25 protein-coding genes and 1 other RNA gene are annotated in these 26,158 nt (G+C 41.9%); 4 read left to right on the top strand and 22 right to left on the bottom strand.

Annotation, left to right across the window (positions count from 1 at the left end; genetic code table 11):
* Positions 1-39: 39 nt before the first annotated feature.
* The 6 genes from PSU78_RS10020 to PSU78_RS09995 all read right to left on the bottom strand — a co-directional run bounded on the left by PSU78_RS10020 (position 40) and on the right by PSU78_RS09995 (position 8,767).
* Positions 40-615 carry a response regulator gene (locus PSU78_RS10020; protein WP_367186344.1) on the bottom strand — a complete coding sequence of 192 codons (576 nt, stop codon included), beginning with the start codon at positions 613-615 and terminating at the stop codon, positions 40-42.
* Between the two features lie 16 nt (positions 616-631).
* Positions 632-3,262, bottom strand: a complete 2,631-nt coding sequence (locus PSU78_RS10015) for a PAS domain S-box protein (RefSeq protein WP_300387576.1) — start codon at positions 3,260-3,262, stop codon at positions 632-634.
* Between the two features lie 222 nt (positions 3,263-3,484).
* Positions 3,485-3,667 (bottom strand): hypothetical protein, encoded by a 183-nt coding sequence (locus PSU78_RS10010; protein ID WP_300387574.1) that lies wholly within the window; start codon positions 3,665-3,667, stop codon positions 3,485-3,487.
* A gap of 369 nt (positions 3,668-4,036) precedes the next feature.
* Entirely contained in the window at positions 4,037-4,684 is a 648-nt protein-coding gene (locus tag PSU78_RS10005; RefSeq protein ID WP_300387572.1) for a response regulator transcription factor, read from the bottom strand.
* 490 nt (positions 4,685-5,174) lie between these two features.
* Positions 5,175-6,635 (bottom strand): PAS domain-containing sensor histidine kinase, encoded by a 1,461-nt coding sequence (locus tag PSU78_RS10000; RefSeq protein ID WP_300387570.1) that lies wholly within the window; start codon positions 6,633-6,635, stop codon positions 5,175-5,177.
* Between the two features lie 206 nt (positions 6,636-6,841).
* Positions 6,842-8,767: a GGDEF domain-containing protein gene (locus PSU78_RS09995; protein ID WP_300387568.1), complete on the bottom strand. Its 1,926-nt coding sequence runs from the start codon at positions 8,765-8,767 to the stop codon at positions 6,842-6,844.
* A gap of 201 nt (positions 8,768-8,968) precedes the next feature.
* On the opposite strand from PSU78_RS09995, the gene ffs reads away from it, so the two are divergent.
* The 4 genes from ffs (at position 8,969) to recR (ending at position 11,914) form a co-directional block, all read left to right on the top strand.
* Positions 8,969-9,065, top strand: an RNA gene (ffs, locus tag PSU78_RS09990) — signal recognition particle sRNA small type.
* A 110-nt stretch (positions 9,066-9,175) separates the two neighbouring features.
* Positions 9,176-10,900, top strand: coding sequence for a DNA polymerase III subunit gamma/tau (gene dnaX / locus PSU78_RS09985; protein ID WP_300387566.1), 1,725 nt, complete (start codon positions 9,176-9,178; stop codon positions 10,898-10,900).
* Between the two features lie 54 nt (positions 10,901-10,954).
* Positions 10,955-11,263, top strand: coding sequence for a YbaB/EbfC family nucleoid-associated protein (locus tag PSU78_RS09980; RefSeq protein ID WP_300387564.1), 309 nt, complete (start codon positions 10,955-10,957; stop codon positions 11,261-11,263).
* A gap of 51 nt (positions 11,264-11,314) precedes the next feature.
* Positions 11,315-11,914, top strand: coding sequence for a recombination mediator RecR (gene recR, locus PSU78_RS09975; RefSeq protein ID WP_300387563.1), 600 nt, complete (start codon positions 11,315-11,317; stop codon positions 11,912-11,914).
* A gap of 19 nt (positions 11,915-11,933) precedes the next feature.
* On the opposite strand, the gene PSU78_RS09970 is transcribed toward recR, so the two are convergent.
* The 16 genes from PSU78_RS09970 to hfq form a co-directional block, all read right to left on the bottom strand.
* Positions 11,934-12,596 (bottom strand): HAD-IA family hydrolase, encoded by a 663-nt coding sequence (locus tag PSU78_RS09970; RefSeq protein WP_300387561.1) that lies wholly within the window; start codon positions 12,594-12,596, stop codon positions 11,934-11,936.
* On the bottom strand, positions 12,593-13,345 hold the full coding sequence (gene ubiG / locus PSU78_RS09965) for a bifunctional 2-polyprenyl-6-hydroxyphenol methylase/3-demethylubiquinol 3-O-methyltransferase UbiG (protein WP_300387559.1): 753 nt from the start codon (positions 13,343-13,345) through the stop codon (positions 12,593-12,595). Before ubiG ends, PSU78_RS09970 begins: the two co-directional genes overlap by 4 nt.
* Before the next feature lie 40 nt (positions 13,346-13,385).
* A complete protein-coding gene (locus tag PSU78_RS09960; protein ID WP_300387557.1) occupies positions 13,386-14,711 on the bottom strand; it encodes a TRZ/ATZ family hydrolase in 1,326 nt (441 codons plus the stop codon).
* Positions 14,712-14,842: 131 nt separating this feature from the next.
* The gene (locus PSU78_RS09955; protein WP_300387555.1) at positions 14,843-15,952 is read right to left on the bottom strand and encodes an OmpA family protein; all 1,110 of its coding nucleotides are present in this window, start codon (positions 15,950-15,952) and stop codon (positions 14,843-14,845) included.
* Between the two features lie 150 nt (positions 15,953-16,102).
* Positions 16,103-16,858, bottom strand: coding sequence for a (5-formylfuran-3-yl)methyl phosphate synthase (locus PSU78_RS09950; RefSeq protein ID WP_300387553.1), 756 nt, complete (start codon positions 16,856-16,858; stop codon positions 16,103-16,105).
* Positions 16,855-17,430, bottom strand: coding sequence for a DUF447 domain-containing protein (locus PSU78_RS09945; protein WP_300387552.1), 576 nt, complete (start codon positions 17,428-17,430; stop codon positions 16,855-16,857). The genes PSU78_RS09950 and PSU78_RS09945 overlap by 4 nt, the downstream gene beginning before the upstream one ends.
* Positions 17,420-18,877 (bottom strand): DUF6513 domain-containing protein, encoded by a 1,458-nt coding sequence (locus PSU78_RS09940; protein WP_300387550.1) that lies wholly within the window; start codon positions 18,875-18,877, stop codon positions 17,420-17,422. The genes PSU78_RS09945 and PSU78_RS09940 overlap by 11 nt, the downstream gene beginning before the upstream one ends.
* Positions 18,861-19,412 (bottom strand): flavoprotein, encoded by a 552-nt coding sequence (locus PSU78_RS09935; protein WP_300387548.1) that lies wholly within the window; start codon positions 19,410-19,412, stop codon positions 18,861-18,863. Before PSU78_RS09935 ends, PSU78_RS09940 begins: the two co-directional genes overlap by 17 nt.
* A 47-nt stretch (positions 19,413-19,459) precedes the next feature.
* On the bottom strand, positions 19,460-19,684 hold the full coding sequence (locus PSU78_RS09930) for a hypothetical protein (RefSeq protein ID WP_300387546.1): 225 nt from the start codon (positions 19,682-19,684) through the stop codon (positions 19,460-19,462).
* Positions 19,685-19,713: 29 nt separating this feature from the next.
* Entirely contained in the window at positions 19,714-21,063 is a 1,350-nt protein-coding gene (locus PSU78_RS09925; RefSeq protein ID WP_300387544.1) for an adenylosuccinate synthase, read from the bottom strand.
* An 80-nt stretch (positions 21,064-21,143) separates the two neighbouring features.
* On the bottom strand, positions 21,144-22,307 hold the full coding sequence (locus PSU78_RS09920) for an ATP phosphoribosyltransferase regulatory subunit (protein ID WP_300387543.1): 1,164 nt from the start codon (positions 22,305-22,307) through the stop codon (positions 21,144-21,146).
* 79 nt (positions 22,308-22,386) lie between these two features.
* Entirely contained in the window at positions 22,387-22,572 is a 186-nt protein-coding gene (locus PSU78_RS09915; protein ID WP_300387541.1) for a DUF2065 domain-containing protein, read from the bottom strand.
* A 10-nt stretch (positions 22,573-22,582) separates the two neighbouring features.
* Positions 22,583-23,455 (bottom strand): protease modulator HflC, encoded by an 873-nt coding sequence (hflC, locus tag PSU78_RS09910; RefSeq protein ID WP_300387581.1) that lies wholly within the window; start codon positions 23,453-23,455, stop codon positions 22,583-22,585.
* Positions 23,456-23,464: 9 nt separating this feature from the next.
* Positions 23,465-24,637, bottom strand: a complete 1,173-nt coding sequence (gene hflK / locus PSU78_RS09905) for an FtsH protease activity modulator HflK (RefSeq protein ID WP_300387539.1) — start codon at positions 24,635-24,637, stop codon at positions 23,465-23,467.
* Positions 24,638-24,742: 105 nt separating this feature from the next.
* The gene (gene hflX, locus PSU78_RS09900; RefSeq protein ID WP_300387537.1) at positions 24,743-25,870 is read right to left on the bottom strand and encodes a GTPase HflX; all 1,128 of its coding nucleotides are present in this window, start codon (positions 25,868-25,870) and stop codon (positions 24,743-24,745) included.
* 30 nt (positions 25,871-25,900) lie between these two features.
* On the bottom strand, positions 25,901-26,137 hold the full coding sequence (gene hfq / locus PSU78_RS09895) for an RNA chaperone Hfq (protein ID WP_300387535.1): 237 nt from the start codon (positions 26,135-26,137) through the stop codon (positions 25,901-25,903).
* Between the last annotated feature and the right edge of the window lie 21 nt (positions 26,138-26,158).

Raw genomic sequence — 26,158 nt, 5'->3', positions numbered from 1 at the left:
ACAGGAAGAGCTTGTCTGAAGTGGTAGTGTCCACTTTATTCAACAGGGGTCACTCACTGGTCCATAAATCTTGGTAAAGTTCATATTTTCATCCTGCTCCCAATACCAGTCTGAGGCCAGCTCGGTGAGGCTGCGATAGCGCGCTTCGCTTTCACGTAACTCAGCCGTGCGTTCAAGCACGGTTTGCTCAAGTACCTTGTTGTAATTCTCAAGCTTTTTGTATAGCAGACGCACTTCAAGCATATTATGAATACGCGTTTTCACTTCTACCAAATCAAATGGCTTGCTGACAAAATCCTTTGCCCCCGCTTGCAAAGCACGTAACTTATGATTAGGCTGCGCGGTAAGCACTAGCACGGGTAGGTAAGCGTCCTCAGGATTGACTTTGAGCGCTTTCATGACTTCAAATCCATCCATGATAGGCATTTGCAAGTCTAGTAAAATTAAATCGTAGCGGTTGATACGATGCATCTCAAATACCTTTTCAGGATTTTTGGTAGAGGTTACTGAGGTGTAGCCTGTTTCTGATAGCAGCTGCTCTAGCAAGCTAATATTGGCTTCCTGATCATCTACAATCAGAATATTGGCATCAAGAATTTCTCGTTCAATCATCATACATATCCTTTTTCACTTACGGCTTTGATAGTAGCGCTTGCTTTGTTTTTGCAAATTTCAGTGCCAAATCCATTGTTTCCATGAACTCTTTCACGTTAATCGGCTTAGTCAGGTAGCGAAAGAATCCAGCATGTAGACCTTTTTCTATATCACGAGGCATGGCATTAGCACTCAATGCGACCACTGGAATATGTGAGGTAAGCGGGTCATCCGAGAGCATCTCAAAGGCATCAAATCCACTAAAGCCTGGTAAGTTAATATCCATTAAAATGACATCTGGCAACTCCTCTCGAGCCAGCTTAACACCTTGAATGGCATTGTTTGCGCTAAATAAACGAATATCAGGTAGTCGTGCAATGATGTCTTCAACCAACATAAGATTCGCTGGGTTATCTTCTACGTAAAGTAACTTATACAACAGCCCATCGCGATGAGGCTGTTGCGGTGTTGGTAGTTTCAGCTGATATTGAGTATCTAGCTCCGATTGACTCGTTTGTTCTAGCTCAATCCAAAACGTGCTTCCTTTACCGACAACACTTTCTACGCCAATCTTACCTTTCATTAGATCAATCAAGCGCTTGCACACCACCAAACCAATGCCCGTACCCTCTTCTTCAGCATTCTGACCCAGTCGATTAAATGGCTGGAAAAGCTGTGTAAGTTCTTCGCTCGTCAGACCTGCACCAGTGTCTTGCACGCTGATGCGCACAGTATCATAAGGCGTTATGCTGCATTCTACTGTTACAGTGCCATTTACCTTATTGTACTTAATGGCGTTAGAAAGCAAATTTATGACGATTTGCTTAACCCGTGTACGATCACATTTCACCCAATAGGGAAACTCACGGCGCGTAAATATGACCTTAATATCTCTACTTTGTGCCTGCGGTTCTATCATGGCTTCGCACTCGTGCATGACATCAGCCAGCAATACTGGCTCTAATGAAAGTGCCAACTTGCCAGATTCAATCAGCGCTAGATCTAGCACTTCGTTTATTAACTCCAGCAAATACCAACCTGCTTTCAGAATCTGATCTATACTTTTTTTCTGTGAAGTGGTCGGTGCTGGCGTGCCTGATTCTATTAACTGCGCAAAGCCAAGTATGGCACCTAGTGGTGTACGTAACTCATGACTCATGCTCGATAGAAAATCAGACTTAGCTAAATTGGCTTTTTCTGCAACAAAAGTAGCTCGTTCAAGCTCAACATTCTTAAGCTGTAGCGCTTCATTTAGCGTTGTTCGTTCAGCTTCAATCTGTTTACGTGCCGTATTATCCGTGCCGATGAGTAAATAACCAATAATGGCACTTTGCGCATCACGCAACGCGGTAACCGACACCACCGCTGGAAAGCGGCTGCCATCCTTACGGATATAGGTCAGTTCGTAAATATCCTCAATACCACGCGAAGCCTTAAACACTAGCGCCTCAAACCCTGGTGTAATTGCCGTAGCCAACTCAATACTCAATGTTTTAGCACGCGCAATCACTTCTACAGGATCTGAAATCTCAGCTGGTGTGATCTGATTCATCACTTCATCTGCGGTATAACCCAGCATGCGCTCTGCACCTACATTAAAAATCTGAATCACACCTTTGGCATCGGTCGCAATGCTAGAGAAGTTTTCACTGTTAAAAATGGCGCTTTGCAATGCGCCAGCCTTCAGCAAAGCCTCCTCCGCTATCCTACGCGCACTGATGTCACGCAAGATACAAGTAAAGTAGCGCTCACCACCAAGCCACATCTCACTGACGGCAATTTCTAACGGAAACGGCTTGTTATCTTTACGCCAGCCGATGACTTCGCGACCTAAACCAACAGCGCGCGCTTCATCACTAGGACTGTAATGTTTAAGTGAGCTATTGCGTTGCTCTTGATCAAGCTCGGGAATCAGCACACTGAAATTCAAACCTGCGAGTTCTATCGCGCTAAAGCCAAACATTTTTTGAGCTGTCGGGTTAACAGTTTCAATGGTGCCATTACTCGCATGTAGTGTAATAATGCCGTCGGCAACGGTATTTAAAATAGTCTGTATTAGCGCCGTGTTGTCGCGCAAGGCTTGCTGAACAGCATACTCTTCACTCACATTACGGAATACCAATACCGTACCAACCACCTGACCTTCGCGGTCGCGAATTGGTGCGCAGCTATCGGCAATATCACACTCACTACCATTGCGTGCAATTAATACTGTGTGGTTAGCCAACCCCTGTATTGTGCCGTGTGCTAAGGTTTCCATGACTGGAATAGTCGCTGCCACACGCGTTTCTTTATTAATAATTGGAAAAATCTCGGCTATCGGTCGTCCAGCAGCTTCAGCTAAGGTCCAACCTGTAAGCTTTTCTGCGAGCGGATTCAATAAAGTGACGCATGCATCAGCATCCGTTGTGATAACGGCGTCGCCAATCGAGTTTAGGGTAACCGTCAGCTTTTCTTCGCTATCTTGGAGCGTGGCATTCAATAGCCGAAGTTGCTTATTCGTACTTTCTTGAATCTCAAGTAAATGTTGAGTTTCTAAATGGACTAAATTTCTGAGTTTTTGTTGTGATTGTCGATAGATTAAGTAAACAAAAGCGAGTGCAATCAATACCAATAACAAAAACAATTGATACTGATTGATTTTTGATAGGACGCTTGTCGTTAGCATTGGGCGGCTAAACGCAGAGTTAAATCTCTTTTATACATGACCGAATCTCTTTTGAAATATAAAGCGAACAGAATTAACTGTGGATGGAATGACTAAGCAATTTAAAGAGTGATTGAAATCTCTTAATACTGTTATACACCTTTAATGTATATCAGCATGTATTTAATTAGAAAAGCCGAGCTTATTCTGGTCAATACGATTTAATGACTCGGCTTAGCAATACTACATTTCATCTGGAGAATCATCAGCTGTAGAGCTTTTCCAGTTAAGACGCACATTAACGCCTTTATGGCTTACAACTTTTATGGTTTTGGTAAACATGACGCCATTGTGTTGGCTGAAAATTTTGTAAATACCATTATCCATATGCACAAATAACATAGGGCCCGCATCCGCAACCTTCAATTTGGTGTTGCCTTTTTTTATCGGTTACACTGTGCTTGTGATTGCAAATATTGCTATGACGCCAATTAAACCATTAAGTAAAGATTTAACTCTCTTCATCACACTTATGCTCCTATATTAACTATCGTATCATTGGCAAACTTAAATTAAACTTGCTAGCAATTTAATATACCTAATGCACTATCTGATGTTCTGTGCGATAACGAACATTAGCTCAAATAAGGGGGATAAATGTGTGAAATAGCGAGATTAAGACTAAGCTAAATTAAGTTTAGCCAAATGCTGCTATATGGAAGTTTTAGACTTTGCGTTTGAATGCAGATGTTATTTGTTCGAGTGAGCCGAACAAGTCAATCTGATTCAATAAAACTAATCAACCAAATGATTTTTAATCGCGTAGTGTGTTAATTCAGCATTGTGGCGCAAATTCAATTTCTCAAGCATACGAGTGCGATACATACTGATAGTTTTTACGGATAACGCTAGTTTCTCGGCAATTTCACCTACAGTAAAACCTGATGCTATTAATGTCATGGTTTGAAACTCACGATCTGAAAGGCTTTCATGCGGCGCTTTTTCAGTTTCCATGCCGACCTGATTAGCTAAAATTTCTGCTACTTCTGATGAAATGTATTTTTTACCTTTAGCAACCGTACGAATAGCATTCACCAACTCTGATGAAGCCGTTTGCTTACATACATAACCTGCAGCACCAGACTTTAAGGCACGTACAGCATATTGATCTTCTTTGTACATCGAGAGCATCAACACCGCTATGCGATGGTTAACATGCTTAATATATTTCAGCGCATCCATGCCACTGCGATCTGGCATCGCAATATCCATCAAAATAACATCCGCTTCAGGCATACAACCTAGTTTGATTGCCTCAGCCGCATTCTCCGCCTCTGAAATCACCTCAATATCGTCTGTTTCAGCCAAAATCTGTTTAAGTCCGGCCCTTAAAATGGCATGATCATCTGCAATAATTACTTTGATTTTGTTACTTTTTGTCATGCTGATATCCGGGTAAGTATTAAGTGGTGATGACCGACCTTAACGCAAAACTAGCTTTAAGTCGCCTATGCAATTAAATATAAGCAAACTGTGTGCCAGTCAATGATTTTGGATATTTGAACTGAAATTTGAGATTGATGACTGAGTAACTCAAGCCATGATGACCATAAAAAATAGCGCTTTTAAGATTAATATACTGAAATGACTTAGACTCATTTGAAAAAGATATTTAACAATAGTGCACAACACTTAGTGTCACATAGGGTTTGCCCTAATTATCTAAATTTAAAAATTTTGTGAAATTATTTTAAAGCCGATATTCTATTAAAAAATGATGTACTTCAAACTGTAACCGTATATGAAAAGAATGCTGTCAAAATGTTAACGAAATTTCAACATAGTGACGAAATTTATCATCAGTGTGTCGAAAATTGAACTTATATGTTTTTTTGTACTAATTTTTTGGGTAAAGTTGGGCGTGATTTTATAACTACTCCACTGGCAACTTAATTGTAATTACCGTGCCTTGTTTATTAGATTGTTGCACCGCAAATGTACCGTGCAAGGCCGTCACGCGCTCACGCATGCCGCGCAATCCAAATGAATTGGATTTCAAGGTATCGCTAGACTTAATACCCACACCATTATCACTAATCGTTAAGATGATGTCGTGCTCAAAGGCACTCAAATCAACATTCACATGCGTTGCCTTAGCATGTTTGGCAATGTTAGACATTGATTCCTGAAAAATCCTAAACAAGGTAATTCCTTGATCTGTAGAAACAGGGATTTCTGACTGATTACAAGTGAATTTGCATGTAATGCCCAACTGTTTCTCAAACTCTTTGGCTTGCCACTCTAGCGCTGCAACAATACCTAAATCTAAAACATTAGGCCTTAAATCACTAGAGATTCTATGTACCGCTTCAAAAGTACTATCTAATATAGACTCTAAACCTTGCGCTTGCTCAATGGTTACCTCCTGACCTTTAGAGAGTTTATTAATAATAGAAGACAGCCCCATTTTAATAGCCGTCAGATTGCCACCTAAGTCATCATGAATTTCACGTGCGATTGCGCTGCGCTCTTGTTCTTTAATTTTGTGTATATGTGCAGTTAATTCTACAAGCTCACGTCGAGACTTTTCAATTTCATGCTTTGCATTTTTGCTTTGCGTGATATTGGTCATAATACCTTCCCATTGCAACACACCATTGCCTAGCACCCTAGGCACCGCACGCAAATCAAGCCATTTATTATCTTGCCAGCCATCAATCCAAACTTTCCCTTCCCAGTTCATTAGGCTAAGGTTAGTGGTAGATTGCTCAAGACGCTTGCGTAACACGCTACGATCTCTTGCGTTCATCATGGAATATAACAAACTGGAGTCTTCTTTTAAGTCTTCCGCAGTTAAGCCAAGTAGCGCTTTGCAGCCATCGGTCAGATGGATAAACTTCATTTCACCGTTGTTGTCTAGCTGAAATTGGAAAACTAGCCCCGGTGTATTAGCCACCATAGTTTGAGAGCGTGTTTCATTTTCACTAAGACCTTTCTTAGCACCTGATTCACCAGCACTCAGACCAGCAGCAATGTCGGCAACATCGTTTTTAATGATTAATATAAAGATTTTTTTAGCTGACGGTAAAACCATGAGCCGCAACTTGTGATGTTTAATATTACCAATGATAGGCGTTTGCTCTTGTAATATTTCAACAAAATAAGAGTGGTGACGATGGCTTTCCGCATGACTCTTTAACATGCTTTCACTCACACCTAGCAAACTCACTAAATCATGCTCTTGTAAGCTTTCAAGGTCATAAGCAGTATCCTTAAATGCGCTGTCACTCACATAAACAAGCTGCATAGTAGATACATTAAGAACGTATACCTCATCTGTAACACCCAGCAATAAGGCGTCTAAAAGTAAAGAGATATCTGGCAATTGAGACAAGTTAGCTACCTTTTACAAATACGAATTTACAATTAAAAACACCATCAGTTAACACTCATCGTAATTCAAATTTAATATTAAGTACAAAATTATTAAATAAAATTTAACCGACAATATAACACTCAGGCTTTGCTTGAACTTTACTCTTGAACTTTATTACAAGTAAATTCAATTAATCTCTAACAAAGCAGCTAACAATAAATTCACTAGTTTTTGCGAGCTATTTCTAAATCAACTTCAGTCATTACACGATTTTTACCAGACTTTTTAGCAAGATACATCGACTGGTCAGCTCTGTTCAGCACAGTAACTTGCTCTTCTGCTTCCCTATACAAGGCAATGCCAGCACTAAAAGTGATTAACAATCGCTCGTTATTGCCTAAAAAGAATTGCTTGGTTAAGGCACGCTGCAATCGTGAAATAGTCTCAATAGCCGCATCAATACTGGTATCTGGCAACAATATGACGAACTCCTCTCCACCAAATCGTGCTGCAATATCGGTAGGTCGCAAGGTTTCTTGTATCACTTTGGCTAAGTGCTGCAAGGCGGTATCACCCACTTGATGTCCATAGTTATCATTAAAATGTTTAAAGTTATCAATATCCAGCAAGGCAACGCATAGAGAACTAGCACCGCGTTCTGCACGTGATATTTCTTTCAGCATCGCTTCATCTAAGCCGCGCCGATTAAGTACACCCGTTAATTGATCTATCGACACCTTTTCACTTAATTGAGATAACTCAGCCTGTAACTGCAGTATTTTCTGTTGCGCAACCTCAACCTCTGCGCTCTGCTGCATCATAGAGTCACGAGACCGCACAATATCGGTTTGCATAGTATGCGTATCTTTCATTAAACTCTCTAACAAAGTATTAATTTGTGCAATATCCTCAGTTTCCGCCAACTTGTCAGCATACTGCCCTACTTTACTTTGATAGGTATCGGTCGAGTTAGTCATATGACTAAGGCGGTCAACAAATGTCGCAATCATACTTTTGAATGCATTTTTAGCATCAGCCAAACTATGTTTAAGCATGCCTTGCTTGAAGATTACTTCTTTCAGACTTTTCTCCGCATCTACGATTAATGCTCTATCTAGAGGACCAGAGATAATAGTTTGTACAGAGGTTACCTGCCCGCGTACCCATTGATCATCTGCAACTAACTCTCCGATGTTATCAATCAACAATTTAAGTAAACTTAATAAATCTTGCTTAATACCCTCTTCATTAGCGCCAATTAACTCAACTCTGACTAACAGTGCTCTAAACTGTTTAACGACAACTTGCCATTCTTTTAGTTTTCGTGCCTTTTCAGACATGGAAAATATCTGCTCAGCCTCTTCTTTTAGCTCTGGATAACCATCTAATCTCGGGATTAACCCGTGATTAAGTGATTGCTTTAACATATCTTGCAATGCTCGAAATGTTTCTTGAAATTGGTCTGGTTCATAGCCAGGATTTAGGACCTCAGGCGATGCTAAACTTGGTGTGCTTAAATTATGTGTGTTTAAACCTGAATCTCTCAAATCAGAGGTTTCCAAAGCCGAGTCGCTTAAAACTGCAGCATCACCTAAACTAAGTAGCTTACCTTCAACTTGCGCAATGACTTCAATCCCTTTTGAAGACGATGCATCTGAGACGCCATAAGTTTTCCAATTATTGGCCAATGCTTGCAATTTTTGTGCTAAAAGTGGATCACTACCAAAGTTAATCAACACTTTTTCTAGCGCCTCTTTTTTCCTTGTAACATCCAGCCCAACTTGCTTAGCATCCCAATGTTGAATGAGCTCGCGAATCGCATCTGGCCACTGCTTGGATACCGCCACATTCGCATCCATACTGTCGTTCAACAATGTAGACAAGTCAGCCCAGTTTTCCTGCTTTAATAATTTATCCCAGCGATTAATCCATTTACTCTGCTCCGTCGTTTCATTAGGCAGTTGTTTAAGCGCTTTTCTAATAGCTGACTCAGCAGTTTCTTTAACTGTAATACCAGCTATTTCATTGTAAATAAGCAAGTAATTATCTGGCGATGGAACAACGCGTCGCAATGCCATTTGCTTAAAGGTTTCACGCGCTATATCTAGCGGTACGAGTGCAGGTTTGCTTGATTTACTTGGGTTAGACATAGCTTGGTTAATTAAAAAACTTCTCTCTAAATAAACTTAATGAAAGTCAATTGATTACAGCCCCAAAATGATATATCTAGTATTTTCCAACATATGCAAAAAATCAAATGCAAATTTAGGAATGCTTTTATCGGTCTATTTTAGAAAAATATTATTCTAAGCTTTGCGGTTTATGCGTCAAAGTATTGTAAAATTACATTTGGCGGGCCTCCCCGCATTGTGAAGTAGCCAATCTGGTCAGGTGCGGAAGCAAGCAGCCACAACTATTAAGCAAGTGCCGGGGTAAGGGCTCGCCTCTTTATTTCTAGGTAACTTGGATTTTCAGCCAACCTAGATTTTTAGCCTATCTAGTTGTTGCTATGTATGAATGACATTGTGTAATCTAAATTTTCAGCTAAAGTTGAGCCTATGTCTTATCAAGTCTTAGCCCGTAAATGGCGTCCCAAATCATTTGAAACCCTTGTTGGGCAAGATCACGTAGTACGTGCGCTTACCAATGCATTAGAACAAAACCGTTTACATCACGCGTACTTATTTACTGGCACACGCGGAGTAGGCAAAACCACGGTTGCGCGTATTTTAGCTAAATCGCTCAATTGCGAAAAAGGCATTACCGCTAAACCCTGCGGCGTATGTGACGCATGTACAGAAATCGACAGAGGTCGCTTTGTAGACCTCATTGAAGTGGATGCGGCTAGCAATACGCAAGTCGATGCGATGCGCGATTTGCTAGATAATGCTCAATACGCGCCTACGTCTGGCCGATTCAAAGTGTACATCATCGATGAAGTACATATGCTATCAAAAAGTGCATTTAACGCCATGCTTAAAACACTTGAAGAACCCCCTGCGCACGTTAAATTCATTCTTGCGACCACTGATCCACAAAAAGTGCCAGTCACAGTATTATCGCGTTGTTTGCAGTTCAATTTACGTCAAATGGCAGGCACCTCGATTATTGAACATTTGCAAAATATTCTTGGACAAGAAAACATTCCATTTGAACCAACGGCACTGCATCTCATCGCCCGCGCTGCCGCAGGCAGTATGCGCGATGCGCTATCACTGACCGATCAAGCCATTGCTTATGGCGGTCAAACCGTTAATGAATCTGAAGTGCGCGCAATGTTGGGCGCAATCGACCAAAGTTATTTGTATCAACTCATCAATGCATTATTAGCTAACGATGGCGCCAGTATTATTGCGCAAGCCAAGTCTATGGAAGAACGTAGCCTATCATTTGAAGTTGCCTTAAATGATTTAGCACAATTACTGCATCAAATCGCCGTTGCGCAAACCGTGCCAGACAGCATTGCAGATGACTTACCTGAACGAAATCAGTTATTGGACTTGGCTCAACGCATTTCTCCAGAAACATTGCAGCTTTACTATCAAATCGCACTATTAGGTCGTCGTGACATTAGCTTGGCGCCAGATGAGTTTGCTGGCTTCACCATGAGCTTATTACGCATGCTGGCTTTTACGCCCAGTGAAAGTGAAGCAAAAAGACCGCCGACAAAAACCACCATAGCAGCTAATTTAAGTCCAGCTAGCATCAGTGCGCCAGTGGTTGAAACTAAACCAGCAATGGCGTTACAGCCAATTTTGCAAGCTACAGAGCAACAATCTTCACCTGGTTTTGAAAAAAACTATAGCCCGCAACTAATTGCGCCAACTATCCAAGAAGTTGCAGAACCAGCTTTAGTATCAAGCAATGGAGACTCCACTGAGCAGAGTTTTGAAACTGGCACGCCAATCCAATTCAATGGTAATTGGCGTGGCTTGTTAGACCAACTCAAACTTGGCCTAGCGCGTAACCTAGCACTCAATAGTGCCCTATTAAGCTTTGATGAAAATACCATGCGTTTTGCCGTGCAAGATAAAGACAAAGGCTTACTAAGCGCAATGTATCAGGACAAATTAAGCGCTGCTTTGCAGCAACATTTCGGCAGAAAAATCCGCTTGGAATTTAGCGTAGAAGGCAGTGTGAATACGCCAGCAAAAGAAGTGGCACAAGAAAAAGCTGTAGCGCAAGCTGGTGCTGAAAGCGCCATTGAAGAAGATGGCTTTGTGCAGGCTTTAATCAACGAGTTTGGGGCAACCATCATCCAAAACTCAATTAAGCCAATCTAAAAATTATAAACGTTATTTACAATATTAATTAACCTAAGAACTAAGGAGATCAAAATGATGAAAGGTGGCATGGGCAATTTAATGAAGCAAGCCCAGCAAATGCAAGCTAACATGCAAAAGGCGCAAGAAGAGTTAGCTAATGTAGATGTTGAAGGAGTTGCTGCTAACGGTTTAGTGAAAGTACTCATGACTTGTAAAAACGAAGTCAAGCGCGTGACTTTAGATGATAGCGTGATGGATGACAAAGAAACTTTAGAAGATTTACTCGTGATTGCGCTTAAAGATGCGACAGCTAAAGCAGAAGCGACTTCTTCAGCACGCATGGCAAACTACATGCCTGCTGGCATGAAACTGCCGTTCTAATATTAACAACTGTAATTAACGACCGTACTCACCACGTTTGATTAGCAAATAATGAAAAACCCTCCAGCACTTGAACAGTTGATTGATAGCTTACGCTGTTTACCTGGTGTTGGACCAAAGTCTGCGCAGCGCATGGCCTACTATCTCTTACAACGAGACAGAAACGGCGCTGGCGCGCTAGCATCGGCACTAGAAACCGCCTTAGAGGTCGTTGACCATTGCAAGTTATGTAATACCTTTAGCGAGCAACCAATTTGCCCGTTATGCGCTGCCGATAACCGCGACAAAAACTTACTGTGCGTGATTGAAATGCCTACAGACTTGCTAATGCTGGAAAACACACACGCCTACACTGGCATGTACTTTGTTTTAATGGGTCGACTATCGCCGCTAGATGGCATCGGGCCCAAAGAAATTCACTTAGACAAACTCATTAAGCGTGCGCAAGATGGTATTGTGAATGAGGTGATTCTTGCCACTAACTATACAGTTGAAGGCGAAGCCACCGCACATTATATTAGCGAGTTGTTTAAAGCACGAGGTATCAAAACTAGTCGGATCGCGCGCGGCATGCCGATGGGTGGAGAGATTGAATACGTGGATAGCGGCACACTTGCACAGGCAATGATGGAACGGCGCAATGTTGTTTAACGCAACAACTCCAACAACACTAGTCTAAGTGCTCTAATAAATCCTTAGGCGCTTTAATCACTATATCGGCATTCCATTCAAGTGGTTTGTCCGTTTCAGCAATATAGCCAAATAAAGCCACCACGGTTTTCATACCAGCCGCCCTGCCCGCCTGTACATCTCGCTCAGCGTCGCCCACATAAATGCAGTCACTTGCCTGTGTTGCTGTTTCTTCACAAGCCATTAGCAAAGTATATGGTGCTGGTTTAGGCTGCGACGCATCATCACCACACACCAAGCATGCGGAACGTTCGTACAAGCTTTTACTGCCCATATTGACGGCTTTAGTTAAATCCACCGAGAAGCGACGAGGTTTATTAGTAACGATACCCCATTTAACCGCGCGCGCGTCTAGCTCATCAAGCAATTCCGCGATACCTGGTAACAATATCGGTTTACTCGTAAAGACTGTTTCGTACAAATCTAAATATTCGGTCTTTTTATCTTCAAAATCTACATCTGCGGGTGTAATACCAAAGCCTAGCGCCAATAAACCGCGTGAGCCATGTGAGGCTATAGGCCAAATAACATCATGAGCAAGTGCAGGTTTGCCATAACGTGCCAATTGTATATTTAAGGCCAAGCCTAGGTCATGGGCGGTATCCACTAGGGTACCGTCTAAATCGAATAGAACTGTTTTCATGCTACTGATTTAATGGTGTGCACCATGTAATTAACTGAAACATCTTCACCTAAGCTGTAATGTTGTGTGATTGGGTTGTAGCTCATGCCACGCATGGCTGTGACATTCAAATCTGCTTGCCTAGCCCAACTAGACAACTCTGAAGGCTTAATAAATTTAGCATAATCATGTGTACCTTTAGGTAACAAGTTCAACAAGTACTCTGCGCCAATCACCGCAAATAAATACGCTTTAGGATTACGGTTAATGGTCGAGAAGAACACTGAGCCGTCTGGTTTTACTAGACGCGCACAAGCCGCAATGATTGAAGCGGGGTTAGGAACATGCTCAAGCATCTCCATGCAGGTCACCACATCAAAACTGGCGGGCTGTTGCGCCGCAAGTTGCTCTACGGCAATGTATTGATAGTCAACTTTTGCGCCACTCTCTAACTGATGCAGTTTTGCAACATTGAGCGCCTTTTCACCTAAATCAATACCGACAACATCAGCACCTTCAAAATACATAGATTCAGATAAGATTCCACCGCCACAACCGACATCAAGCACTCGCTTGCCTTTCAGGCTAGCTAATTCATCTATCCAAGCAAGTCGCAATGGGTTAAGTTCATGCAGCGGTTTGAACTCACTGTTTTTATCCCACCATTTATGCGCAAGTTCACCAAATTTTTGCAGCTCCAAATGATCTGCATTGACTGGCTGTGCTGGATTAATTTCAGGATTAACTTCTGGAATCGACTCTATATTCATCTCTGTGCTGACCTCTGTTTTTAATCGGCAAATCTATGTATTAATGTTTATGCTGTTGCAGTTTTGGTTGCCATGTATTGATGATTTCTTTTAATTCTAATGGTTCAATATTGGCATAAAGTCCATTGCTATAGCGCAACTCCCCGGCAACCCAAGTGTGACTCACGTGCTCGCGACCACAGGTATACACCAAATGTGAAATAGGGTCATAACATGGATTGATAATGGGCTCACTCAACTTCACTGCAGTTAAGTCTGCCAACTTACCTATTTCAATCGAACCAACTTTATCTTCCAAGCCCATTGCTTTAGCGGCATTAATAGTTGCCATCTCTAACGCCTGATGTGCGGGAATAACCGTTGCATCTTCGCTTAACCCTTTTGCCAACAACGCACTTAAACGCATTTCAGCAAATATATCTAATCGATTATTACTTGCCGCCCCATCCGACCCTAACCCAACATTCACACCTTTAGCTAGTAATTTTGATATTGGCGCTATACCGCTTGCAAGCTTTAAATTGGAGCTTGGGCAATGTGCTATATGGCAACCAAATTCAGCCAACATGGCTATCTCACCATCGAGTAAATGCACACCATGTGCCGCTAGGAAATTAGGGCCTAACAAACCTAACTCCGCCAATCGCTGCAATGGCCGTAAGCCAAATTGCGCATGAGATTGGGCAATTTCATCGCGTGTTTCATGCAAATGTGTATGTATGCCAAGCCCCAATTGCTCGGCATAGGTCAGTACGGTTTCAAAAGTTTGATTGGAGACTGTGTAAGGCGCATGCGGGGCGATGCAAGTTGAAATCAATGGATTGCCACGCCAACTATCGTGCGCATCAAAGCCTTTTTGCAAGTAGTCAGCAGCATCAGTCGCATAGGCTGTTGGAAACTCTAAAACCACCAAGCCTAGATTTGCACGTATACCCGCCTGACTTGCCGCAACAGACGTTGCTCGCGGGTAAAAGTACATATCGTTAAAACAAGTAATACCGCCACTTAACATCTCAGCGCAGGCCAATAAAGTAGCATCTTGCACATACTGCTCAGACAATATCGCCTGCTCGGCAGGCCAAATATGCTCATTCAACCAAGTCATCAGTGGTAAATCATCAGCTACACCACGCATTAAGCTCATTGCAGCATGTGTATGCAGATTAATTAATCCAGGAATTAGTATATGTTCCACTAACTGTACAACTTCATTTGCCTGATAAAGCTCAGAAGCTGAAGATGTTGCGCAAATATCAATAATTGTTCCAGATTGAATCACAACAGATTGATATTCTAAAAGCGTATTCTTGGGCACAATTGGACATAACCAACGCGCTTCTATGACTAAGTCAACTTGTTTTCTCATACGCTTATTATAACGATTAAAGGTATAAATTCAGAACTTAAGTTGAGGACTTATCTATAAAAAATGATCAATAAAAAACCCCGCAATTGCGGGGTTTTCTGATTAGTCTATTAAGACTTATCTATTGCAGCTTAGTTACAGCCTGATTCTTTTGTAGCTTCGCCAGTAATTACAACACGGCGGTTAGGAGCTAAGCAAGAGATTAATTTCTTGCCAGTTACACCTTTACATGCTTCAACTGGATCTGACTCACCTTTACCAACAGAAGAAATAATTGCTGCATCAACACCTTGTGAAACTAGGTAGTCTTTAACAATTGCAGCACGTTTTTCTGAAAGTTTTTGGTTGTAAGCTGTAGAACCAATGCGATCTGTATGACCAGTTACAATAACCATTTTCAACTCTGGGTTGGCTTTAATTTTGGCAGCTGTTTCATCTAAAACTGGTTTTGCACCATCTTGTAATTTAGCTTTATCAAAGCCAAATAGTTTTTCAGCACTTACCGTTACAGTTTCAAGATTTGGTTTACATGCTACAGGAGCAGGTGCAGGAGCTGGCTCAACAACTGCAGCTGGTGCAGGAGCTGGCTCAACAACTGCAGCTGGTGCAGGCTCTGCTGCTGCCATTACTGGCATAGGTGCTGGAGCACCGAAGCGGAATATACCACCTAAATTTAACAATGTATTAGCAATAGTACCATTATCATTAGCTGCACCAACTGCAGTTCTGCCAAGAGGAGCACGGCTCCATTGTTCACGCAAATCTGCCTGCAGACCAAAACTGTCGTTAATTAAGTACTGTGCTCCTAGACCAACGTTACCTAACCATGATGTTTTGCTATCATCGCCAACTAAACCAGTACCAGTATAATCAACTTTATTGCGTGCAACTCCTAAGCCAGCCAACACAAATGGGCGGAAATTACTACGGCTAAACATGTAAAGAGCATCTAAGCCCAAAGTAGTTTGTTTATAACGACCAGATGCACCAGCCACACCAGTATCTTGCGTGGCTCTGTTATAACCTAATCCACCTTGAACATCCCAGCTTTCACTTAATTCTTTGCCAAGTTTCAAAAATACACCAGGCCCATTGTTTGCATTTAAATCGTTATCTGTGTTCATATAGCTAACACCAGGAACAGCATACCAAGCGCCGCGGTACATGTCTTCTGCTGATGCAGCAAATGCTGCTAGGCCTAGAGTTGCTGCAACTGCAAGATTAATAAGATTTTTTTTCATTCGTTTTACTCCTAATTAAAATACTTCTTTGGTCTATCAAAATCAAAATTTCATTAAGTTCGATATTACGCACCACTCACGTTTAGCGCAATCATAAATGTTTACAAATCAATGTTATTCAAATGTTTTAGTTGTTTTTTTACAACAAATTTACACTATTTTACGAACTGCTTTTATTTTCGTTGCATCAAGTGCTCGATTACGTTGATTGTCATCACAAACACCTCCCCTAAAACCGATATAGCTGGGACTTAACTCTTTAATCAATGGCACGTGTTGTAACTTTAAAGAACCAGCTAAACCCAATTGCAGGCCATGCCCAAGTACGGTCTTTGCAAACACCACTCTTTGCTCTTGTGGGTAATAATCAAGCAAAGTGAGTCCATTTTTTTTTGCAGTATCTAACATAATGCCCATAAAACCTGCATGTTCAATAGCGGAAATCAAACCCTGTGGATAGGTGGTTTCCGCAAAAAATACTGCCATGAGCCTCATACCTTTTTGCGCTAATGGTTTAAGTGCGTGTAAGCATGTTTGGTAGTCATCCGTTTGGAAAAAACCAATTTTGATGATGTCCACTCCTGTTGTAGCTAACTCAGTAACATGTGCTAACAGCAACTTTGGCTCCATCGGTAAATCACCTATAGTTGCGCTGGTAAGTTTACTATCTGTATTTTTTGTGTTTTGTACATAAGCAACAATCGTTTGAATTGTTGCTATAGGTAAGGCCCCCAAAGCGCCCAAACTTGGCTCTTTTAAGTCAATGATATCAGCGCCATTTTCCAAGGCCATTCGCGCCTCTTCAATGGTAGTTACGCTAATTAATAACTGAGTTGCTTGCAATTGCGCTGTATTAGCATTGGTTAAGGCAGGGGCATTTACCGTTGCGTTTATAGGTGCATTCATGCGAAGTTCTCACCTGCTTGTTGTGCGTAAAAATTTTCTACTTTTTCAGTTAGCCAAGTCCATGCTAGTAATTCACGTTCACCTGCGGTTTTATCTACTGCAATTTGCAAGTATTGCATTTCAGCTAACACCTTATCTTTAGCTAACATATTCAAGCGACTTGCAAGTACAGCAAGCTCAATCACTGCAGCCTGAGCTCGATTAAAACCCAGAAATGACTGGTGCTGCACTTCATGTATCACTTCTAAAAATAGTTGTGGGCGTAATGCATCTTCATTAATTTTGACTAACTTTAGCTCTTTATGTGCCAAGGTCTCTGCCAGTCTGTAACCGGCAATTTTCTCGGCTGCTATAAGCGACCAAGCTTGTCGCCTAGTTAAAGCACCAGCAAATACGCGTACATCATCGGTTAAATTCATCACCGCATGTTGCGTAGCAAGAATATTATCTAACGTGACTGAAGGCTTATAAGGTGAGATGACGACTAAACCGTCCTGCACCTGTATGCCAAATGGCGTAACATGCGCCTCGCCTTGGCTATTGACTGTGCTAATAATCGTTTCAAATATCATCTTGATTAGCCTTCTTACTAGCTTCTTTTCGTTCTTTAATTGAAGCTTCGCGATGCGCTGTTTTATTCGTTTGTTCTTGCGGCTTAGTATTCACGCCCCATTCAAGCTCTTGATCCTGCACATAACGCTTCTTTAGTTGCCATGCAATTTGCGCTCGTGCCAACTCTACACCTAAATAAAACGCATGCGATGCATCATTATCCACTTTTAGATGCGGATACAACGCGAAGGGATCGGTGCTTTCATGTATACCGTCCCGATTATAAATATGCACGCCGTTTTGAGTGACTTGTATACGAAAACTTGGGTCTTTAATCATACCCGCTATTTCTTTTACCTCATCAGCACTGTAGGTAAATGGACGTCTATCATGTAAACCAAGTAAGCCATTACTGTAGCCACGCGGCAGCCTATCATCATTTTTTGCTGCATGCATCATACGCCTGGCAATATCAGCTTCTGCAACAGCATTAACTGCATGCGCACTTACAGAGGTGGCCAATACTGCATTAATGTTCAACTCACTAATAATGCCAAATAACAGCGCGCTAATGCCTGTTGTATCAGCGTCTGTAAGTTCTGTCAGATTGCCAATCCCCATCATCATTTGAATATCAGGATATTTTTTACGTAACTTTTGGTAGCGTACGATTGAATTGGTTAAGCCAAAGTGAATCGGATCTAAAATCGCATCGGCGATAAATGGCTTACCCGCTTTCAAACAGGCCTCAATCGCTCGGTACAAAGAAGGCAAACTATGCGGTTTAGCTGGAATTAGAATGGGCGTAGAGGCTACTTCCTTAGCAACCCACAATGTATTTTCTGTAAGACTTAGTAAGAAATCAGCGCCCGCATGCCCTGCGGTAAGTAAATCATCCGTATTCAGCGAGTCAACACTAACTTTAAAATTTAATGCTTTAAGCGCTTTGACTGTATCGGTTAAGTGCAAGAATGGCACCGCAGGCAAACAACCTAGATCAATTACATTGGCCCCTTGCGACTTATACTGCTGGGCCTTCTTAATGATGTCCTCTACACTTAAAAAAGGCGCATCAACTATTTCCGCAAAAATCTGAACGTCGTATTGGCTTAAATCAGGCGTAACACCTGCATGACCAAAATACTGCGGCAAATCTTTTAAATCATTAGGGCCACGTTCAACAGGTACGCCATACTGCGCCTCCAACTGGCTAATATCACCTAAGCATAAGCCAGGTAAAATCACCTTATCAGCATCCCCTGTTTCTTTCAGTCTGCGAGCTATTAATTCAGGCGTCATCAGCGCGGCAACAGAAACGCCAATTTGCTGAATGCGATATTTGAATGGGGGAGTTTTAGGATTACTTTGGACTTCAGCTAATATTTTATGCAGGCTTTTTTCAGCCAATTTACCTGTTAAAAACAGTAAATTTTCTGCGGGCTTTTTGTCTTTAGTTGCGGATTTCATTTAAGCGCACATGAATTGCATGTGTAAGCGCAGCAATATCTGCCACCACTTGTGTTGCCTCAAAATCAGCCAATTTTGCCACGTTTTCTAAATCAATTTTACGCGGATAAACTTTAACAACATTGTCACGCGGCGCTTCCGACTCAAGCTCTGGCGCAGTATCACAAGCAAATATAATACTAGCAACACGCGTTTTACCAGCCTGTGCAAATAAATTAGTGACTAAAGAATCTGAAAAACCGTAGGCCATTTTAGCAATGGTATTGGATGTAGCAGGGGCAATCACCAAGGTGTGATATTTGCCTTCGTAAAATAACTCAACCGGCACACTGCTTGCCGTTTTATCTTGATACACTCTGTGTCCAGTGGCATCTAATTGCGCCTGAAAGCCATATTGCTTAATGATTTCAGAAGCAGCTTTACTTAGAAAAATATCAACATTTTCTAGCGTAGTAAGCGCAGCTAAAGATTCGCGCAAATAATGCCCTGAGCCTGTAATAGCCCATGCAAGACGTTTTTGTTGTATTTGATTCATGGTGCGATTTTATTAGTTTGTAAGACAGACAAGCCTGAAGCTGTCCGTTACTCTGGTTCGTTGAATTTTTCCCATGGCTTTGGATTTATCTTCTTTCTTATATCATCCATTATGTTTCCTAACCCAACTGACGAATTAACATTTCCCTCAAAAAGTCTGTTGTGGTTAAACTGATTTTTATTAACAAACTCTTCTAATGTGCGATGAATATTCATTAAAGCTAATGCAATGTATATTAAAGCCAGTAATATTAATATACCAATAACTTCCATTTACACTACTCCACCATTTCACAAAAAAGTTACTTAGAAAAAGGATGCTCAATCACAATCGTTTCATCACGCTCAGGGCCTGTAGAAACAATCGCAACTGGAACGCCACATAGTGCTTCTAGACGTTTTAAATAGTTTTGTGCATTCTTCGGCAAACCATCCCAAGTCTTTACGCCAAAAGTATTCTCTGACCAACCTGGTACAGTTTCATAAATCGGTTTGCATCCAGCAACATCATCTGCACCGATTGGCAGTAAATCAATTTTTTTACCATCTAACTCGTAACCCGTACAAATATTAAGCTCTTTAATGCCGTCTAATACATCTAGCTTAGTGATACACAAGCCTGTCAGGCCGTTAATCATGGCTGAACGACGTAGCGCCGCAGCATCAAACCAACCGCAGCGACGTTTACGCTTAGTCACAGTACCAATTTCTTGGCCTTTGACTGACATTTGCGTGCCAGGTGCGCCTGCAGTATCGATATCTAACTCACTTGGGAAAGGACCGCCACCCACACGCGTTGTGTAAGCTTTGGTGATACCTAAAACGTAATGCAACATATTGGCACCAACACCTGTGCCTGCTGAAGCTTGACCTGCGATACAGTTGCTTGAAGTCACATACGGGTAAGTGCCGTGGTCAATATCAAGCAAGGTACCTTGAGCACCTTCAAATAATAGATTGTCACCACGTGCATTGGCTGCATATAAATCAGCAGAAATGTCACTAATCATTGGTTTTAAAGCAATCGCATGTTGCATACTTGCATCAAATTGTTGATTAAAATCAACCGCTTTTGCGCCTAAATAATTAGTCAGTACGAAGTTATGATAATCCATCACTTCTTTTAGTTTTTCTGAAAAACGTTCTGGGTAGAATAAGTCATAAACACGTAAAGCACGGCGTGCTACCTTATCTTCGTAAGTTGGGCCTATACCTTTGCCTGTCGTACCAATTTTTTTATCTGCGCTACGTTTAGCTTCACGTGCAACGTCAACGGCTACATGATGATTTAAAATCAATGGGCAGCCAGAGCTGACTTTTAAGCGGCTTTTAACTTCTAAACCGTCCTTTTCAAGTGCGGTAATTTCACCTAACAAGTGTCCTGCATCTAGTACAACACCATTACCGATATAGCAATTAATTCCAGAACGAACGATGCCTGAAGGCACAAGATTAAGTTTGTAAATGCGTTGAGCATCGCCCTGACCTACCACCAATGTATGTCCCGCATTGTGGCCGCCTTGAAAGCGCACCACACCTTGCGCATGGTCAGTTAACCAATCAACTATTTTGCCTTTACCTTCATCACCCCATTGCGTGCCGATAACAACGACATTTTTTGCTGCGAGATTTGTTGCTACATTGTTTGCCATAACGTTTACTTTATAATTTTAGTTTTGAATATTTAATTTAATATTTGATTAAAAGCTGCTTGTCTATCTATCTGCTTAATCTAGACTTTATCGATAGCCACCACGTGCCAGCCAGAGCTGTAATGCACAAGTTTTCTATCGCAATTCAGCTCATCAAGATTTGACTCAAATCCAGACAGCTCTTGAATGATAATCTGCCCATCAGCTCTCAAGCTGTCAATTTTAACAGATAAAGTTGCATCATCATTAGCTGGTGCAAATATGGCCATATTTGGCTTAGCTGGTTGCAAGGCGGTCACTACGCCGCGCAAGTCCAAGCTAAACCCAGTCGCAGGGCGCGCGCGGCCAAAGGCTTGACCAACTTCATCATAACGTCCACCAAGTGCCAATGGGCCTTTGTAGCCTTGTGCATATGCAGCAAATACGATACCGCTGTGATAGTGATAGCCACGTAACTCACTTAAATCAAAGCTGACAGTTACATTTAAATTTTCTAGCGCGGTACTCACTTGAATTAAACTGGTCAAAGCCTCTTTAATAGCAGGCGTATTAGGTAACACTTTTTCTGCTTTGGTCAGAATAGATTTATCACCATTTAACTCAGTTAAATGCAACAAAGCCTCGCGAGTGGTTTTATCTAAATGCTGTGAAAGTGCGGCAACGCTAGATTGATCTTTACTTTGCAAAGCAGCATACAACGCTTGCTCTAACTGCGGCGCCACTTGACTAGCTTCAATCAAACTACCGAATATATTCACATGACTAAAATCTATGTGCAATTGGTCAATGCCTATGGCTTGTAGGGCTTTGATAAGTAAGCGTTGAATTTCAATATCGCTAGCAACGCCTGCATGTCCATATAGCTCGGCACCCAACTGTAGCGGCTCGCGCGTCTGCGCAAGGCCATCTGGCTTAGTCCTTAGTACACTGCCTGCGTAACATAAACGGGTAATACCTTGATGATTCAACAAGTGCGCATCGATACGCGCAGCCTGCGGAGTCATATCAGCACGCACGCCCATCAAACGGCCTGTCAGCTGATCCACCACTTTAAAAGTAGCTAAATCTAAATCGTGACCTACGCCTGTAATCAATGACTCCATATATTCCAACATTGGTGGAATCACATATTGATAGCCATGTACTTTGAACAAATCTAACAAAGTACGACGCAATATCTCTATTCGAGCGGCTTCGGCAGGTAAAACATCTTCAATATATTCTGGGAGTAACCAATTACGCATTTTTTATCATCACTTTTTTATTACGGTCTTTACAACGGTTTTTACATATGGGGTTGATACTAAATGACTAAGTCAGCCATTATTTACTTAACAAAAATAACACTAATCCGCCAATCACCGACATTAACCCAATAAAACGTAACTGACCATCTTTGAGTTCTATCATGCGTTTAAAAGTATCGCGCCAAGCTTGTGGCAGCAATAATGGCAATAGGCCTTCTAATATCAACATTAAGCCTAGTGCCATTAATAGCGCGTTTCCCATTAAGAAATCTTTATTTCTTAGCAGGGCTACGCATGTATTTGAAGAAATCAGATCCTGGATCTAACACCATCACGTCGCTCTTAGATTTAAAGCTATTTTTATACGCCTCTGTGCTGCGGTAAAACGCATAGAACTCAGGATTTTTACTATAAGCTTGATTATAAATTGAAGCAGCTAAAGCATCACCTTCACCCTTAGTTTTTTGGGCATCGCGATACGCTTCCGCAATAATCACTTCGCTCTGTTTGTCAGCATCGGCACGAATTTTCTCAGACGCGGCAGAACCCTCTGAGCGCAACTGATTGGCAATACGCTTACGTTCTGCAATCATTCGATCAAATACTGACTTACTAATATCTTCAGAGTAGTCCACACGTTTTAGGCGCACATCAACTACTTCGATACCCATTTGACGGGCTTCTAAGTCGGCACTTTTACGTAAACTATCCATCACTGCACTGCGCTCACCTGCAATCACATCATGCACAGTACGCTTACCAAATTCAGCTCGTAACCCAGCATTAACAACGTTAGAAAGACGATTTTCAGCGGCTGACTCACCGCCTTCTTTAATTGAAACGTAGTATTTTGCAGGGTCAATAATGCGCCATTTGACAAATGAGTCCACAAGCATATATTTGTTTTCACTCGTTACAAATCTTGCTGGCTCTTCCCAATCCAAGGTCACAATGCGGTTATCAAATGTCTTTAAATCATCGATAAATGGCATCTTAAAATAAAGACCTGGCGATTTTTTTACGGCAACAATTTCGCCCAGGCGCTTAACAACTACAAATTCAGTTTGATCAACCATGAAAGCTGAGTTGAACAAAATGATAATACCAACTAAAACTAAAATTAGAACACTTGTTATATTTTTCATCATTTTCGCCTATCTACTTTCTCTATCACGACTGCGGAAAGCATCACGCGAGCGATCTACTGTCGGGTCTACCGCTGGCGCAGCCGGCGTATTGAGTGACTGTAGCGATTGAGATTGTTGAGGTGCAGCTGCAGTATTAGAACCCATTAATTTATCCAAGGGTAAGTACAACATGCTGCCAGCTTTTTGATCAACCACTACTTTGCTAACGCTTGATAAAATCTGCTCCTGCGCATCTAAATACAAGCGTTGACGCGTCACATCTGGTGCATTATTGTATTGCGCTAAAATTTGCTCAAAGCGACTTGCATTACCACGCGCTTCGCTTTCAATTTTAAGTTTATAACCTGCGGCTTCAGCTAGTAGTCTTGATGCTTTACCACGTGATTTAGGTATCACGTCATTTGCATATGCTTGACCTTCATTCACTTGTCGCTGATTATCTTGATTAGCGCGGTTTACATCTTCAAATGCCTCTTGAACCTGCTCAGGTGGTTGTGCACTCTGTAAAGAGACGCTGATAATATGCACGCCTGTTTTGTAGCTATCTAATATCGTCTGCATACGTTGAGAAGTATCAGCCAAACCTTTTTGCAATAAATCATCCAATTTATTTTTACCAACCACTTCACGAATTGCTGACTCTGCAGCTGACATCACAGCATCATCCGTTGCACGATTGTTGAACAAATAGTATTTGGCATTATTCAGGTTATATTGCACGGCGAATTGCAAATCAATAATGTTTTCATCTTCTGTCAGCATTAAAGCTTCACGCGGCTGTTTTGTTTTTCCGCCACCGCCTTCACCCATCGTTCTGTAACCCACTTCTAAACGGCGCACCTGCTCCATATTTACTACAGTCACTTTTTCCATGGGGTATGGTAAATGCCAGCGCGGGCCAGGTTCCGTAGTGTCATCGGTCATTTTACCAAAACGTTGAACGACACCTTTAGAGCCAGAATCCACCATATAGAAACCCGTAGCTAACCATATTAATAATATGACAGCAAGAATTGGAAGAATAGGAAGGCTTACGTTTCCACCATTCGAACTACTAGGTTGATTACCACTACCTTTGCCAAACATATTATTAATCTTGCGGCTTAAATCACGCATCACTTGATCCAAATCTGGTGGGCCTTCATTATTACGTTGCCACCATCCGGGAAATTTAATCATTTAAAACTCCAAAGAAACTTAATCGTATAAATATATTTAAAGCTAAAACTCTGACTATTCAAAGCATTTCAAGTTGCATTCAACTCCATGCCATAAAACTGAAAACTAGGCATAAGCGCTCTCTTCAGTGCTTAGTTTCTGCAAATGCTGGCTGTGTTCCGCCATGGCCAGCCTTAACAAATCCATTCCTTCGCCCGTTCTAGCAGATACGTGTATGGTCGTGATTCTACCATATTCATCTCGGCTGATAGAGGGCGGCAGACCGACTCTATCTATCTGGTTGTGTACTAAAATCTGAGGCACATTCGCTGCACCGATTTCTAATAACACTTTATTGACTTGTGCAATCTGCTCATCGCGATTGGTACTAGCGGTATCGACGATATGCAGAAGCAAGTCGGCTTGAGCAGCCTCTTCTAGGGTTGCACCAAACGCCTCAACCAAGGCGTGAGGCAAATGCTTAATAAACCCAACCGTGTCTGAAAGTACGACAGAACCAGCATCTGCAATATAAATTTTGTGTGTGGTGGTATCAAGCGTGGCGAATAATTGGTCAGCTACGTAAATATCCGCTTTGGTTAGGCGATTAAACACGGTAGATTTACCCGCGTTGGTATAGCCCACCAGCGACACAGTCATTACATTAGAACGCTTACGCGCCCTGCGCTGCATGCCGCGCTGCGCCTTGAGTTTAATGAGTTTTTCACGCAACTGCTTAACACGTACACGCAGCAAACGACGATCGAGCTCCAACTGCGTTTCGCCCGGCCCACCACGCACACCAATACCACCTTTTTGACGCTCTAAGTGCGTCCAACCTCTGACTAAACGCGTAGACAAATGCTCTAGCTGCGCTAATTCAACTTGCAACTTACCTTCGTGGCTTTGCGCACGCTGACTGAATATATCGAGAATTAGACCAGTTCTATCCACCACACGCGCTTTCAGTAAGCGCTCTAAATTGCGCTGTTGCGAGGGAGATAAATCATGATTGAACACTGCGATATTAGACTCACTGGCTTGCATCATCTGCGCCAACTCATCGGCTTTACCGCTACCGATAAAAAGCTTGGCATCTGGTGTAACACGCTTACCTTCAATGGTGCCGCGTATAGATAAACCTGCGCTAATGCTGAGTTGACGAAGTTCATTTAAGCTTTCTTCGTAGTCATTATCGCCGAAATCCACACTCACCATAATGGCAGCATCGCCGCCACTTGGTCTTTCAAACATATCTTTCAACGGTGAGTTTACCAGTCCTGTTTAAGCTTCATCTTCTGGCAAATTAACATTGACCATGCGCGCTGGCACAATGGTTGAAATAGCGTGTTTATAGACCATTTGAGTCACAGTATTTTTAAGCAAAATCACGTATTGATCAAAAGAATCAACCTGACCTTGTAATTTGATGCCGTTAACGAGATAGATGGATACAGCGACGTGTTCTTTACGTAAGGCGTTAAGAAATGGGTCTTGTAACATTTGCCCTTTTTGAATCATGATGTCTCCTATTGCTTGGAG

The sequence above is a fragment of the Methylotenera sp. genome (assembly GCF_029945705.1).
Taxonomy (GTDB): Bacteria; Pseudomonadota; Gammaproteobacteria; order Burkholderiales; family Methylophilaceae; genus Methylotenera.
This window is presented reverse-complemented; position numbering and strand designations above follow the sequence as displayed.